21 protein-coding genes are annotated in these 12,882 nt (G+C 66.5%); all 21 read left to right on the forward strand.

Annotated elements, in window-relative coordinates:
• Window position 1: 1 nt before the first annotated feature.
• The 21 genes from rpmC (at window position 2) to rpsK (ending at window position 12,831) form a co-directional block, all read left to right on the forward strand.
• Entirely contained in the window at window positions 2–202 is a 201-nt protein-coding gene (gene rpmC / locus ABC319_RS17310; RefSeq protein ID WP_413071414.1) for a 50S ribosomal protein L29, read from the forward strand.
• Between the two features lie 11 nt (window positions 203–213).
• Entirely contained in the window at window positions 214–486 is a 273-nt protein-coding gene (gene rpsQ, locus ABC319_RS17315) for a 30S ribosomal protein S17 (RefSeq protein WP_305173170.1), read from the forward strand.
• 179 nt (window positions 487–665) lie between these two features.
• A complete protein-coding gene (gene rplN / locus ABC319_RS17320) occupies window positions 666–1,034 on the forward strand; it encodes a 50S ribosomal protein L14 (RefSeq protein ID WP_017979484.1) in 369 nt (122 codons plus the stop codon).
• Window positions 1,034–1,351, forward strand: coding sequence for a 50S ribosomal protein L24 (gene rplX / locus ABC319_RS17325; RefSeq protein ID WP_413071415.1), 318 nt, complete (start codon window positions 1,034–1,036; stop codon window positions 1,349–1,351). The genes rplN and rplX overlap by 1 nt, the downstream gene beginning before the upstream one ends.
• Window positions 1,344–1,928 carry a 50S ribosomal protein L5 gene (gene rplE / locus ABC319_RS17330; protein WP_413071416.1) on the forward strand — a complete coding sequence of 195 codons (585 nt, stop codon included), beginning with the start codon at window positions 1,344–1,346 and terminating at the stop codon, window positions 1,926–1,928. The genes rplX and rplE overlap by 8 nt, the downstream gene beginning before the upstream one ends.
• 54 nt (window positions 1,929–1,982) lie before the next feature.
• Window positions 1,983–2,288 (forward strand): 30S ribosomal protein S14, encoded by a 306-nt coding sequence (rpsN, locus tag ABC319_RS17335; RefSeq protein WP_413071417.1) that lies wholly within the window; start codon window positions 1,983–1,985, stop codon window positions 2,286–2,288.
• Between the two features lie 12 nt (window positions 2,289–2,300).
• Window positions 2,301–2,696, forward strand: a complete 396-nt coding sequence (gene rpsH / locus ABC319_RS17340) for a 30S ribosomal protein S8 (protein WP_413071418.1) — start codon at window positions 2,301–2,303, stop codon at window positions 2,694–2,696.
• Window positions 2,696–3,229, forward strand: coding sequence for a 50S ribosomal protein L6 (gene rplF / locus ABC319_RS17345; RefSeq protein ID WP_413071419.1), 534 nt, complete (start codon window positions 2,696–2,698; stop codon window positions 3,227–3,229). The genes rpsH and rplF overlap by 1 nt, the downstream gene beginning before the upstream one ends.
• Entirely contained in the window at window positions 3,229–3,579 is a 351-nt protein-coding gene (rplR, locus tag ABC319_RS17350; RefSeq protein ID WP_413071420.1) for a 50S ribosomal protein L18, read from the forward strand. The genes rplF and rplR overlap by 1 nt, the downstream gene beginning before the upstream one ends.
• A 4-nt stretch (window positions 3,580–3,583) precedes the next feature.
• Complete coding sequence (gene rpsE / locus ABC319_RS17355; protein ID WP_413071421.1) at window positions 3,584–4,378, forward strand: 30S ribosomal protein S5; 795 nt, start codon at window positions 3,584–3,586, stop codon at window positions 4,376–4,378.
• Between the two features lie 5 nt (window positions 4,379–4,383).
• Window positions 4,384–4,560, forward strand: coding sequence for a 50S ribosomal protein L30 (rpmD, locus tag ABC319_RS17360; protein ID WP_413071422.1), 177 nt, complete (start codon window positions 4,384–4,386; stop codon window positions 4,558–4,560).
• Between the two features lie 118 nt (window positions 4,561–4,678).
• Window positions 4,679–5,860, forward strand: a complete 1,182-nt coding sequence (locus tag ABC319_RS17365) for an acyltransferase family protein (protein ID WP_413071423.1) — start codon at window positions 4,679–4,681, stop codon at window positions 5,858–5,860.
• Window positions 5,861–5,949: 89 nt separating this feature from the next.
• Entirely contained in the window at window positions 5,950–6,492 is a 543-nt protein-coding gene (gene rplO / locus ABC319_RS17370) for a 50S ribosomal protein L15 (RefSeq protein WP_413071424.1), read from the forward strand.
• A gap of 135 nt (window positions 6,493–6,627) precedes the next feature.
• A complete protein-coding gene (gene secY, locus ABC319_RS17375; RefSeq protein ID WP_413071425.1) occupies window positions 6,628–7,992 on the forward strand; it encodes a preprotein translocase subunit SecY in 1,365 nt (454 codons plus the stop codon).
• Between the two features lie 39 nt (window positions 7,993–8,031).
• Window positions 8,032–8,685, forward strand: a complete 654-nt coding sequence (locus ABC319_RS17380; protein ID WP_413071426.1) for an adenylate kinase — start codon at window positions 8,032–8,034, stop codon at window positions 8,683–8,685.
• A gap of 304 nt (window positions 8,686–8,989) precedes the next feature.
• A complete protein-coding gene (locus ABC319_RS17385) occupies window positions 8,990–9,682 on the forward strand; it encodes a winged helix-turn-helix domain-containing protein (RefSeq protein ID WP_413071427.1) in 693 nt (230 codons plus the stop codon).
• A gap of 27 nt (window positions 9,683–9,709) precedes the next feature.
• The gene (locus ABC319_RS17390) at window positions 9,710–11,056 is read left to right on the forward strand and encodes a sensor histidine kinase (protein WP_413071428.1); all 1,347 of its coding nucleotides are present in this window, start codon (window positions 9,710–9,712) and stop codon (window positions 11,054–11,056) included.
• A gap of 45 nt (window positions 11,057–11,101) precedes the next feature.
• The gene (locus tag ABC319_RS17395) at window positions 11,102–11,512 is read left to right on the forward strand and encodes a hypothetical protein (protein WP_413071429.1); all 411 of its coding nucleotides are present in this window, start codon (window positions 11,102–11,104) and stop codon (window positions 11,510–11,512) included.
• Window positions 11,513–11,558: 46 nt separating this feature from the next.
• Window positions 11,559–11,813 carry a hypothetical protein gene (locus tag ABC319_RS17400; RefSeq protein ID WP_413071430.1) on the forward strand — a complete coding sequence of 85 codons (255 nt, stop codon included), beginning with the start codon at window positions 11,559–11,561 and terminating at the stop codon, window positions 11,811–11,813.
• Window positions 11,814–11,970: 157 nt separating this feature from the next.
• Window positions 11,971–12,339, forward strand: coding sequence for a 30S ribosomal protein S13 (rpsM, locus tag ABC319_RS17405; protein ID WP_413071431.1), 369 nt, complete (start codon window positions 11,971–11,973; stop codon window positions 12,337–12,339).
• 102 nt (window positions 12,340–12,441) lie between these two features.
• Complete coding sequence (gene rpsK, locus ABC319_RS17410; protein WP_019516037.1) at window positions 12,442–12,831, forward strand: 30S ribosomal protein S11; 390 nt, start codon at window positions 12,442–12,444, stop codon at window positions 12,829–12,831.
• Window positions 12,832–12,882: the final 51 nt, after the last annotated feature.

A 12,882-nucleotide genomic window follows, 5' to 3' on the forward strand; every position in this document is an offset into this window, starting at 1 on the left:
GATGGCCACTGATTTCACCGGCCAAAGCGACGATCAGCTGACCGAGAGCCTCGGCCAGCTGAAGCGCGAGCAGTTCAACCTCCGCTTCCAGGCGGCGACGAACCAGCTCGAGAAGCCCAGCCGCGTGCGCGAGGTCCGTCGCGACATCGCGCGCATCAAGACCCTTCAGGCGCAGCGCACCAGCGCCGCGGCTGCCAAGTAAGGATACGTATCATGCCGAAGCGCGTGCTGACCGGACTGATCGTGTCCGACAAGGGCGACAAGACCGTGGTCGTGAACGTGGAGCGCAAGGTCAAGCACCCGCTCTACGGCAAGATCATCCGTCGCTCGAAGAAGTACCACGCCCATGACGAGGCCAACGAGTTCAAGGCCGGCGAGACGGTGCGCATCGAAGAGATCGCACCGATGTCGAAGCTGAAGACGTGGAAGGTCCTCGACCGGGTGAACACCCACGCGACCCCCGAGCGCGTCGACGTCGACGCGTAAGCGTCGGTCGTGACCCCTTTGTGGGTCACGGTCGGCACCGTCGTCGGAGGCGTTGCGCTTTCGACGCGGAGCGGTTAAGGGGCCGCTCCCCCGGCGCGGGTTCGCCCGCCGCCGGGGTCGTTATTTTCAGGCGGGGTTGGGTCGGAATCCACCCCAGATAAGAGAAGGAAGCAGGATCCATGATCCAGATGCAGTCCAATCTCGACGTCGCTGACAACAGCGGCGCGAAGCGGGTGCAGTGCATCAAGGTGCTGGGCGGCTCGAAGCGTCGTACGGCATCGGTCGGCGACATCATCGTCGTCAGCATCAAGGAAGCACAGCCCCGCGGCAAGGTGAAGAAGGGTGACGTGCACCGCGCCGTCATCGTCCGCACCGCCAAGGACATCCACCGGGCCGACGGCTCGACCATCCGCTTCGACGGCAACGCCGCCGTGCTGGTCAACAAGAACGAGGAGCCGATCGGCACCCGTATCTTCGGGCCGGTGGTGCGCGAGTTGCGTGGCAAGAAGCACATGAAGATCATCAGCCTCGCGCCGGAGGTGCTGTAATGGCCGCCGCCAAGATCAAGAAGGGTGACCGCGTCATCGTCCTGTCCGGTAAGGACAAGGGCAAGACCGGTACGGTGACGCTGGCCATGCCGAAGGACGGCAAGGTCGTCGTCGAGGGCGTCAACGTCGCCACCCGTCACCGCAAGCCGACCCAGGCCGAGCCGCAGGGCGGCTTGGTCAAGGTGGAGGCTCCGATGCACGTCTCGAAGGTCGCGCACGTGACCGCCGACGGCAAGCCGACCCGCGTCCGTTTCGAGACGCAGGATGGCAAGAAGGTCCGCGTGGCCGTGAAGTCCGGGGAGAAGATCGATGGCTGATGCCTACAAGCCCCGGATGAAGGGCATCTATGACGACACGATCGTCAAGGCGATGACCGACAAGTTCGGCTACGCCAACGTCAACGAGATCCCGCGGATCGAGAAGATCGTGCTGAACATGGGCGTCGGCGAAGCCACCCAGGACAAGAAGCGCGTCGACCAGGCTGCGTCTGAGATGGAGCTGATCGCTGGTCAGAAGCCGGTCATCACCAAGGCGAAGAAGTCGATCGCGCAGTTCAAGCTGCGCGAGGGTATGCCGATCGGTGTGAAGGTGACCCTTCGCCGCGAGCGGATGTACGAGTTTCTCGACCGCTTCATCACGATTGCGCTGCCGCGCGTTCGCGATTTCCGCGGGCTGAACCCCAAGAGCTTCGACGGTCGCGGCAACTATGCCTGCGGCATCAAGGAGCAGATCATCTTCCCCGAGATCAACTATGACCGCATCGACAAGGTGCGCGGCATGGACGTGATCGTCACCACCACGGCGAAGACCGACGACGAGGCGCGCGAGCTGCTCCGTCTGTTCGGCTTCCCGTTCCCGCAGGAAGAGGCCGCCGAAGAGAAGAAGGCGGCCTGACATCTCCCCGCTCCCCGGTTCGCCGGGGGGCGCTACTAGGAAGAGCTTAAGTCCATGGCGAAACTGAGTTCGATCAACAAGAATGAGCGTCGGAAGAAGCTGGTCAAGCAGTATGCCCCGAAGCTCGCCAAGCTGAAGGCCCAGGCCAACGACAAGTCGCTCGACGAGACCGAGCGTCTGATCGCGCGGCTGAAGATGGCCGAGCTGCCGCGCAACGCGAATCCCACGCGTATCCGCAACCGTTGCGAGATCACGGGCCGTCCGCGCGCCTATTATCGCAAGTTCCGTCTCGCTCGCGTCATGCTGCGCGATCTTGCCAACAAGGGCATGATCCCCGGCCTCACGAAGTCGAGCTGGTAAGGACCATTTGAGATGGCAGTGACCGATCCCGTGGGTGACCTGCTCACCCGCATCCGCAACGGCCAGCGCGCGCGCAAGGACAGCGTCCTTTCGCCGGCGTCGAAGCTTCGCGTCCGCGTGCTCGACGTCCTCCAGCGCGAGGGCTATATCCGCGGCTATTCCGAAGAGCAGATGGGCCCCGCCGCTGGCGTGCGCATCGAGCTCAAGTATTTCGAGGGCCAGCCGGCCATCAAGCACATCGCGCGCGTCTCCAAGCCGGGTCGCCGCGTGTACAGCGGCTCGCAGGAGCTGCCGCGCGTGATGAACGGCCTGGGCATCACCATCGTCTCGACGCCGAGCGGCGTTTTGTCCGACGCGGAAGCGCGCGAGCAGAATGTCGGCGGCGAAGTGCTCGCGGAGGTCTTCTGATGAGCCGCATCGGCAAGAAGCCGGTCAGCGTACCGGCCGGGGTGACCCCGACGATCGACAATGGCATCATCAGCGTCAAGGGCCCGAAGGGCACGCTGACGATGCCGCTGCGTGACGAGATCAGCTACACGCTGGAGGACGGCGGCATCTCGGTGCAGCCTGCCAACGACACCAAGCGCGCTCGCGCGTTCTGGGGCATGCAGCGGACCATGGTGCAGAACCTGGTGACGGGCGTGACGACGGGCTTTTCGAAGAAGCTGGTCATCACCGGCGTCGGTTACCGCGCCGCGGCACAGGGCAAGAACCTGAAGCTGCAGCTCGGCTACAGCCACGATGTCAACATCGACGTGCCGGAAGGCCTGGAGGTGAAGACCCCCGATGCGACCACGGTCGAGATCAGTGGCGCCGACAAGCAGAAGGTCGGCCAGCTGGCCGCCGAGATCCGTCGCTGGCGCAAGCCGGAGCCCTACAAGGGCAAGGGCATCAAGTACGACGGCGAGTTCATCTTCCGCAAGGAAGGGAAGAAGAAGTAATGTCCAAGGGTATGACACTCTTCGAGAAGCGCCGCCGGCGCAACCGTACCGCGCTGCGTGCGCGGGCCGGCACCCGGCCGCGCCTGTCCGTGCACCGCTCGGGCAAGCACATGTATGCGCAGGTGATCGACGACGTCGCCGGCCGCACCGTGGCCGCGGCCTCGACGCTGACGGCGCGCGATGCGTCGGGCGCCAACGTCGATGCCGCCTCCGCGGTCGGCAAGCGCGTTGCGGAGGCGGCGCTGGCGGCGGGCGTGACCAAGGTCGTGTTCGATCGCGGCGGTTTCCTGTTCCACGGTCGCGTCAAGGCGCTGGCCGAGGCGGCTCGCGAAGCCGGATTGGAGTTCTGATATAATGGCCGACAACAACGATACCCAGTCGCAGCCCGGCGAGAACGCCGTGGTTGAGGCTCCCGCCGGTGACGCCGGCGCTAACACCGGCGGCAACACCGGTGGCGGTTATCAGGGTCAGGGCGGCGGCCGTGGCCGTGGTGGACCCGGCGGCGGCGGCGGTCGCGGTCGTGGTGGCCCGGGCGGCAACCGTGGCGGTCGCGACGGCGGTCGCGGTGGTCGCGACAACCGCGGTCGCGGTGGTCCCGGCAGCGACGATGGCGGCGAGGAGCTGATCGAGAAGCTCGTCCACATCAACCGCGTGTCGAAGACGGTGAAGGGCGGCAAGCGCTTCGGTTTCGCGGCGCTGGTCGTCGTGGGCGACGGCAAGGGCCGTGCGGGCTTCGGCCACGGCAAGGCCCGTGAGGTGCCGGAGGCGATCTCGAAGGCGACTGCGGCCGCCAAGAAGAAGATGGTGCGCGTTCCCCTGAAGGATGGCCGCACGCTGCATCATGACGGCAACGGCCACTTCGGTGCCGGTCGCGTGACGCTGCGCTCGGCGCCGCAGGGCACCGGGATCATCGCTGGTGGTCCGATGCGTGCGATCTTCGAATCCCTCGGCGTCGCCGACGTGGTGACCAAGTCGATCGGCACGTCGAACCCGTACAACATGATCCGTGCGACCTTCGAGGCTCTGGGCGACCAGACCAGCCCGAAGTCGGTCGCGCAGCGTCGTGGCAAGAAGATCGCGGACCTGCTCGGTCGTGGCGGCGCCGACAAGGGCGTTGCCGAGGCCGACGCCGCGGCCGTCGTGGAGTAAGCGAGATGGCGACCATCAAGATCAAGCAGACCGGTTCGCCGATCCGCCGGACCAAGGATCAGCGTGCGACGCTGATCGGCCTCGGTCTCAACAAGATGCACAAGGTGTCGGAGCTGGAGGACAGCCCCGAGGTCCGTGGCATGATCCGCAAGGTTCAGCACATGGTGTCGATCGAGGGCTGACCCTCTCGTCCCATCGCGAAACAGCCGGGAAAGGCGGTGCAGGCCCACGGGCTTGCATCGCCTTTTTCTCGTTCTACCCCGATCTCGATCAATCGGGGGAATGGGTGTGGCGGGGGCCGTGTTCGACAGGGCGGTGGAGGACATCTCCGGACGTCCGATCGTAAAGGAGCTTCAGTCCCTGCGCGGGATCGCGGCCGTGATCGTGCTCGTCTACCATGCGGCACTGTACCTGGACTTCGGGGCAGGGCCTGCGTTCTGGATGACCACCGTGGTCAACGCGCACGCGGCAGTCGTCAGCTTCTTCGTCCTCAGCGGTCTGGTGCTCACCCTGTCGCTGATGCGGGCACCGCTGACACTGGAGGAGGTGGGCTTCTTCTATCTCCGCCGGGCCTTCCGGATCTATCCGGCGCTCTGGTTCGCCTGCGGTATCGCCACCTGCTTCTTCCTCGTGCTCGGCAACGCCACCTTGCCGGCCGCAGGGACCGCGTGGGCGAGCATGAACTTTGCCGTCTGGCCGCTGTCGTGGGCGAAGCTGGCGCTCGCGTTCGCCGGGATCAAGCCGTATCTGCCGGTGCCGATCTGGTCGCTAGCGGTCGAGTTGATCGGCTCGCTGGCCATGCCCTTGGTCCTCCTTTCGATGCACCGATCGGTCTGGGCGTTCGCGGCCCTGACCCTGGGCCTTGCCATCGTGTCGATACGGGCATCGACCGGTCTGGTCCTCGTTCCCAATTACCTCGTCGACTTCGCCCTCGGCGCAGGCATCGCGCTCGCGGTGCCGGCATGGCGGCGTGCCGCCCGCCGCGGCTGGGTCGTCGGCATCGTCGCGCTTGTCGGATTCGGCATCCTGTGGTGCGCGCGGCTGATGACCGGTGCAGATTTCGATCGGCTCTATCATCAGGGAGCGGCGGCCACGCTGGAAGGCGTGGGGGCGGCGCTGCTGATCGGCAGCATCTATGTCCGTCCCGATTGTTTCCGCCTGCTGGCCGGGCGCACGCTGATGTGGCTCGGCGACATTTCCTACAGTCTCTACCTGCTCCACTTGCCCGTGCTGGGGGTGGTCGGGGCGCTGGCGGGATGGATCGCGCCGGTATGGATCGGTGACCATCCCGGGATCGCGACACTGGCCTTGGTCGCTGCGACGGCGGCAGTGACGCTGCCGGTGGCGGATTGGGCGTTTCGCCGCATCGAACTGCCGACGATCGGCGCAAGTCAGCGCGCGCTCCGCCGGCTGAAGGATCGGCTGCATCCGCCGGAGGGGATGCCGATCGCCGGATGGAGCACGGACGCTCGGCCGACATGAGATGCGGGGGTGACATCGCGCATCCGCTCCGCTAAGGGCGCGCCTTCCATTTTCCATCAGCGCGACAAAAGCGAAAGCGAGTGCCAATCATGAAGCTCAACGAACTCCGCGACAACCAGGGTGCCCGCAAGTCCAAGATCCGCGTCGGTCGCGGCATTGGCTCGGGCAAGGGCAAGACCGGCGGTCGCGGCCAGAAGGGCCAGAAGAGCCGCGAGGGCGTGTCGATCGCCGGGTTCGAGGGCGGCCAGATGCCGCTGCACATGCGTCTGCCGAAGCGTGGCTTCAACAACATCTTCGCCAAGGATCATGCCGAGGTGAACCTGGGCGCGATCCAGATCGCGGTCGACGCGGGCAAGCTCGACGCCGGCTCGACCATCGATCACGCCGCCCTGAAGGCGGCCGGTCTCGCCCGTGGCGGCAAGGACGGCGTGCGCCTGCTGGGCAAGGGCGAGCTGACCACCAAGCTGAACTTCCTGGTCGCGGGCGTCTCCGCCTCGGCGCGCGAGGCGGTCGAGAAGGCCGGCGGCTCGGTCGAGGTGCCGGTCCTGGTCTCCGCATCGGAGAAGGCCGCCGCCAAGAAGGGCGTCAAGTACAAGGAGCGCGCCGCTCACAAGGCGTCGTTCAAGGCCTGACCTGAGCTCGGCTCCGGCACCCGTGCCGGAGCGGAATTTCGTCGGCAGGTTAGACAAGCCTGCGGGCGTGACTATATGGCGGCGGGGGGCGGCAAACGCTTACCCGCCGCATTGGTTTCCAGGACATCGATACGCATGGCATCCGCAGCCGACCAGATGGCGCAAAGCATCAACCTGGCGAAATTCGCCAAGGCGACCGACCTCAAGAAGCGGCTGTGGTTCACCATCGGCGCGCTGATCGTGTTCCGCCTGCTGTCCTATGTACCGCTGCCGGGCGTCGACCCGACCGCGCTAGGGCTGCTCAGCGAGAAGACGACGGGCGGCGTGCTCGACTTCTTCAACACGTTCTCGGGCGGCTCGCTCAGCCGCATGTCGCTGATCGCGCTGGGCGTGATGCCGTACATCACCGCCTCGATCGTGGTGCAGCTCGCGACCTCGCTCAGCCCCAAGCTGGCGGCGATCAAGAAGGAAGGCGAGAGCGGCCGCAAGAAGCTGAACCAGATCACCCGCTACGGCACCGTCGCGCTGACGGCGGTGCAGGGCTATTTCATCGCAGTCGGCCTAGAGGCGTTGGGCGCATCGAACGGCGTGGCCGCGGTGATCGAGCCGGGGATGACCTTCCGCATCGCCGCGGTCATCTCGCTGATCGGCGGGACGATGTTCCTGATGTGGCTGGGTGAGCAGATCACCAGCCGCGGCATCGGCAACGGCGTGTCGCTGATCATCATGGCCGGCATCGTCGCGCATCTGCCAACGACGCTGATCAACCTGCTGGAGGGTGGCCGCTCTGGCAGCCTGGATCCGATCCGGCTGATCGGCATCGTCGTCGCGGTCGTTGGGCTGATCCTGTTCATCTGCTTCATGGAGCGCGCGCAGCGCCGCATCCTGATCCAGTATCCCAAGCGCCAGACCCAGCGGGGGATGCAGGCCGATCGCAGCCATCTGCCGCTGAAGATCAACACTGCGGGCGTGATCCCGCCGATCTTCGCCTCGTCGCTGCTGCTGATGCCGCTGACCATCTCGCAGTTCGCCGGCCAGCGCGTGGCGGGGGAGAGCGCCTGGGGCGACTTCATCATCTCGCTGAACCAGTATCTCCAGCACGGCAGCCCGGTGTACATGCTGCTGTACGGTGCCGGCATCATCTTCTTCTCGTTCTTCTACACCGCCGTGGTGTTCAATCCCGAGGAGACGGCCGACAATCTGAAGCGGTACGGCGGGTTCATCCCCGGCATCCGGCCGGGCAAGAACACCGAGAACTACTTCGACTATGTGCTGACCCGCATCACGGTGATCGGCGCGGCATACCTGACGATCATCTGCCTGTTGCCGGAATATCTGGTGTCGGCGCTGTCGATCCCATTCTATCTCGGCGGGACCAGCCTGCTGATCGTCGTCAACGTGACGATGGACACGGTGACGCAGATCCAGTCGCACCTGCTGGCCCACCAGTATGGCGACCTGATCAAGAAGGCGAAGCTGAAGGGCGGCCGCCTCCGCTGATCGGCGGACGGACGGCATCCGGGCGACAAGGGGAGCGGCATGAACATCATCCTGTTGGGACCGCCGGGCGCGGGCAAGGGCACCCAGGCGGCGACGCTGGTGGCGGACCGCGGCATGGTGCAGCTGTCGACCGGCGACATGCTGCGCGCCGCCGTGAAGGCGGGCACGCCGGTGGGGCTGCAGGCCAAGGCGGTGATGGATGCGGGCGAACTGGTGTCCGATACGATCGTGTCGGCGTTGATCGGCGAGCGGCTCGATCAGGGCGTCGCCAGCGGTGCCATCTTCGACGGCTATCCCCGCACGACCGCGCAGGCTGAGGCGCTCGACCTGCTGTTGACCGAGCGTGGCCAGCAGCTCGACTGGGTGATCGAGCTCGAAGTGGACGAGGCGGCGCTGACCGAGCGGATCGTCGGCCGCTATACCTGCGCCGCGTGCGGGACGGGCTATCACGACACGTTCAAGCAGCCGCGACAGCCGGGCGTGTGCGACGTCTGCGGATCGACCGAATTCAAGCGCCGCCCGGACGACAACGCCGAGACGGTCGCCACGCGCATGGCCGAGTACCGGGCGAAGACCGCACCGATCCTGCCCTTCTACGAGGCGCGAGGCCTGGTTCGCCGGGTCGACGGCATGGCCGACATGGCCGTGGTGGGTGCGGCGATCGCCGCGATCCTCGACGAGAAGCCTCGATAGGGCTGCCCGGTCCTGTAAGGGCCGGTGGCGGTCGCGACGGTAAGATCCTGCATGCGCGGGGTGACCGGGCGAGAACGGCCCGTCATCCGTCCATGACGCATTTGTCATGGCCCGGTCACTCCCCGGTATCCCGACCGATTCTATCGCAACTGTCACAGGGTCCCCGCCGCCGCGACGGACCCGGACAGGTTACGAGAGATCGGTACCCGTACTCCCGGGGGTGCCGTAGGGCCGGCGGAAAGGATGCTTTCCGCCGGCTTTTCCTGTACGCGCGGCACGATCGCGAGCGAGACGAGCAAGGCCGATGACCCGCAAGATCCTGATCGTCGAGGACGACCCCTCCACCGCCGCCTATCTGGCCAAGGGGCTGGTCGAGGCGGGCTATACCGCCGAGACCGCGTCTGACGGTCGTGACGGGCTGTTCCTTGCCAGCGAAGGGGTGTTCGACCTGATCATCGCCGATCGCATGCTGCCGGGGCTGGACGGGCTGTCGATGGTCGGCGCGTTGCGTGCCGCCAGGATCCCGACGCCGGTGCTGGTCCTGTCCGCGCTCGCCTCGGTCGACGACCGGGTCGACGGGCTGAAGGCAGGCGCCGACGATTACCTGTGCAAGCCCTTCTCGTTCGCCGAGCTGTCCGCCCGGATCGAGGCGTTGGTCCGCCGCGCCGATCGCGCCGCGACGGAGCCGCAAAAGACCCGCCTGTCGGTCGGCGATCTGGAGATCGACCTGCTGTCGCGCCACGTCAGCCGGGCCGGCCGCCCGATCGCGCTCGGCGGGCGCGAGTTCAACCTGCTGGAATTCCTCGCCCGCCACGCCGGCCAGGTCGTCACCCGCACGATGATGCTGGAGAAAATCTGGAATTATCATTTCGATCCGGGATCGAACGTCGTCGACGTGCATATCGGCCGCCTGCGCCGCAAGCTGGAGGACGGATTCAACTCGCCGATCCTGCACACGGTCCGCGGCGCGGGATACCGGCTGGCGGCCGACGGCTGATGCGCTCCTTCTGATGCGCCTTATCTGATGCGGCTGTCGGTCACGGCGCGGATCGCGCTGCTGGCGATCGCGCTGGCGCTGGTATCAAACCTCGTCCTGGTCGGCTTCGTTTGGAAACAGACGCATGACGACGCGATCGCCGCGACCCGGCGCGAGATGATCGAGCAGTCCGATGCACTTCTGTCGATCTGGCGGCAGGGCGGGCAGGGTGCGCTGGCCATGGCGGTCAGGGACGCACGGCCGCCGGGCGACGTGTCGCTGGTGGTCGCCATGCTCGATCCGCAGGGGCGTCGACTGATCGGCTACGCGCCCGACCGTGTGACCGTGCCGTTGCGGCCCACCCGTTTCCACGTCGCGCGGCTGGGCGAGGAGGGCAGCTGGGGCCAGCACGATACCGGCTATCTCCTCCATCAGGTCGGCGGGAACTGGCTGCTGACCGGCCGCAACCTCGACGTGATCGAGGCCGAGCAGCGCGCGATCGAGAGCGCGCTGGCACTCGCCGTCACCCTGTCGCTGGCGCTGGGGATCGGCGCGGGACTGGTGCTTGCCCGCTATGTCGGCGCGCGGCTGGATCGCATCGCCGGCGTGATCGAGGCGGCGGGGCAGGGCAATCTGTCGCGCCGGGTGGAAATGGTGGCGGGCGGCGCCGACGCGTTCGATCGGCTCGCCGCGAGGCTGAACCTGATGCTCGGCCGCGTGGAGCGGCTGATGACGGAGCTGCGCGTCGTCACCGACAGTCTGGCGCATGATCTGCGCTCGCCGCTGGCCAGGCTGCGGACGAAGACCGAGCAGGCGGTGATGAACGCCGACCCGGCCGCGCGCGATGCGATGCTGGGCGGGCTGCTGGCGGAAACCGACGTGGTCATGCGCATGCTGACGATGGTGATCGAGATCAGCCGTGCCGAGTCGGTATCCCGCGATCGCTTCACCGATGTCGATCCGGCCGCGCTGATCGAGGAGATCGCCGACCTGTACGGCCCCGTCGCCGAGGAGGCAGGCCTGGGCTTCGTCGTCGAGGTGGACACGGCGGTGCCGACGATGCGGCTCCACCGGGAACTGATCAGCCAGGCGATCAGCAACCTGATCGACAACGCGCTGAAGCACGGCGCGGGGGGCGGAGAAGTGACGCTGCGGCTGTCCCCTCATCCGGAAGGAGTGGCGATCCAGGTCGAGGACCGCGGTGCCGGCATCGCCCCGGCCGACCGCGCCGTGGCGCTGCGCCGGTTCGGGCGGCTGGATACGGCGCGGACGACACCGGGCGCGGGGCTGGGCATGTCGCTGATCGACACCGTCGCACGGCTTCATGACGGGCGGTTCGAACTGGCCGACAATCGTCCGGGCCTGATCGCCCGCATCATCCTGCCCCGATCGTGATGCCGGTATAAATAGTTGTTAGTTTTCGCGTGTTAGAGGCACGGAATGACCGAGCCGACGTACCAGATCGAACCGGATGCCGCCAACGAGTTCCTGCGGCTGACGCTGACGGGCGATTGGAACGTGGACATCACCGTCCGCTTCGCGGCCGATGTCGCCGCCGCGCTCCAGACGATGATCGCGCATGGTGCCCGTCCCGGCCATTTCCGGACGCTGATCGACATGCGCCGCAAGAACCTGTTGCCGCAGAACGTCGCGGCGGAGTTCGCCAAGATGGTCCGGCCCGACTCGCCGTCGAAGCGGATCGCGATGCTCGTGTCCGGCGCGATCCATCGCATGCAGGCGAAGCGCATCGCCGATGACCGGCGCGCGGTGTTCGACAGCGAGGAGGACGCGCTGGCCTGGCTGATGGACGATGGCGTGCCGGCGGTGGTGGGGCCGCGCGCGGCCGCGTGACTACCGGCGGGTACCAAGACTGCCCGCTTTCCGCTAATGGGCGCCGATGGACGCCCTGACCGCCTTCGGCCTGTTCGCCGTCACCTTCATGCTGATCTGTTACGTGCTGGAGGATCGGGCGCCGTTCTGGACTCTCCTCTTCGCGCTGGGCTGCCTGATGGGATCGGCCTACGGCTTTCTGCAGGGGGCATGGCCGTTCGGGGCGGTCGAGTTGATCTGGTTCGTGGTGGCGCTCCGCCGTTGGGTCGGACTGCGAACAAAGGCGGCGGCGATCCGACCAGCCGAGGAACCGGCCGGTTGACACGGCGTTGCCGTGCGCTTAACTGACCCTCACTCCGTAACACCGGTTCCCGGCGGCGTCATCTGGCGCTCGTCGCCATCGTGCGTTCGGGGCCAACGCGTCGAGATAGCGGTCGTGCTGCCATGCCGATCGCTGTGGAGCTAGGAGATTACATCACATGGCACGTATTGCGGGTGTCAACATCCCGACCAACAAGCGCGTTATCATCGCGCTGACCTATATTCACGGTATCGGCCCGGCCAAGGCCAAGCAGATCACCGACAAGCTGAGCATTGCGGCCGAGCGTCGCGTGCAGGACCTGACCGATCAGGAGGTTCTCCAGATCCGCGAAGCGATCGACGCCGACCACACGGTCGAGGGCGATCTGCGTCGTGAGACCGCGATGAACATCAAGCGTCTGATGGACCTCGCCTGCTATCGTGGCCTGCGCCATCGCAAGGGCCTGCCGGTCCGCGGCCAGCGCACGCACACCAATGCGCGCACCCGCAAGGGCAAGGCGAAGCCGATCGCGGGCAAGAAGAAGTAAGAACGGTCCGCGGGACGGTTTTAGCTTCTCCTCCGTCGGAAACAGGTTCGAGGCAGGCCGCCTCCCGGTTTCCGCATCAGGGAAAAGGTCAGGAATTACCAAATGGCACAAGCACCGCAGCGTATTCGCCGTCGCGAACGCAAGAACATCACCGCCGGCGTCGCGCACGTGAACGCCAGCTTCAATAACACCATGATCACCATCACCGATGCGCAGGGCAATGCGATCAGCTGGTCGTCGGCCGGCATGATGGGCTTCAAGGGTTCGCGCAAGTCGACCCCGTACGCGGCTCAGGTCGCGGCCGAGGATGCCGGCAAGAAGGCCGCCGAGCACGGCGTCCGCACCCTCGAGGTCGAGGTGAAGGGCCCCGGTTCGGGTCGCGAGTCGGCACTGCGCGCGCTGCAGGCGGTGGGTTTCCAGATCACGTCGATCCGCGACGTGACCTCGATCCCGCACAACGGCGTGCGGCCGTCCAAGCGCCGGCGCGTCTGAGTACCGACGGATCGACCTTCCGCACCGGTTGACGAGCCGGTGTCCAGATTA

This window comes from Sphingomonas phoenicis (assembly GCF_047238005.1).
Classification (GTDB): domain Bacteria; phylum Pseudomonadota; class Alphaproteobacteria; order Sphingomonadales; family Sphingomonadaceae; genus Sphingomonas.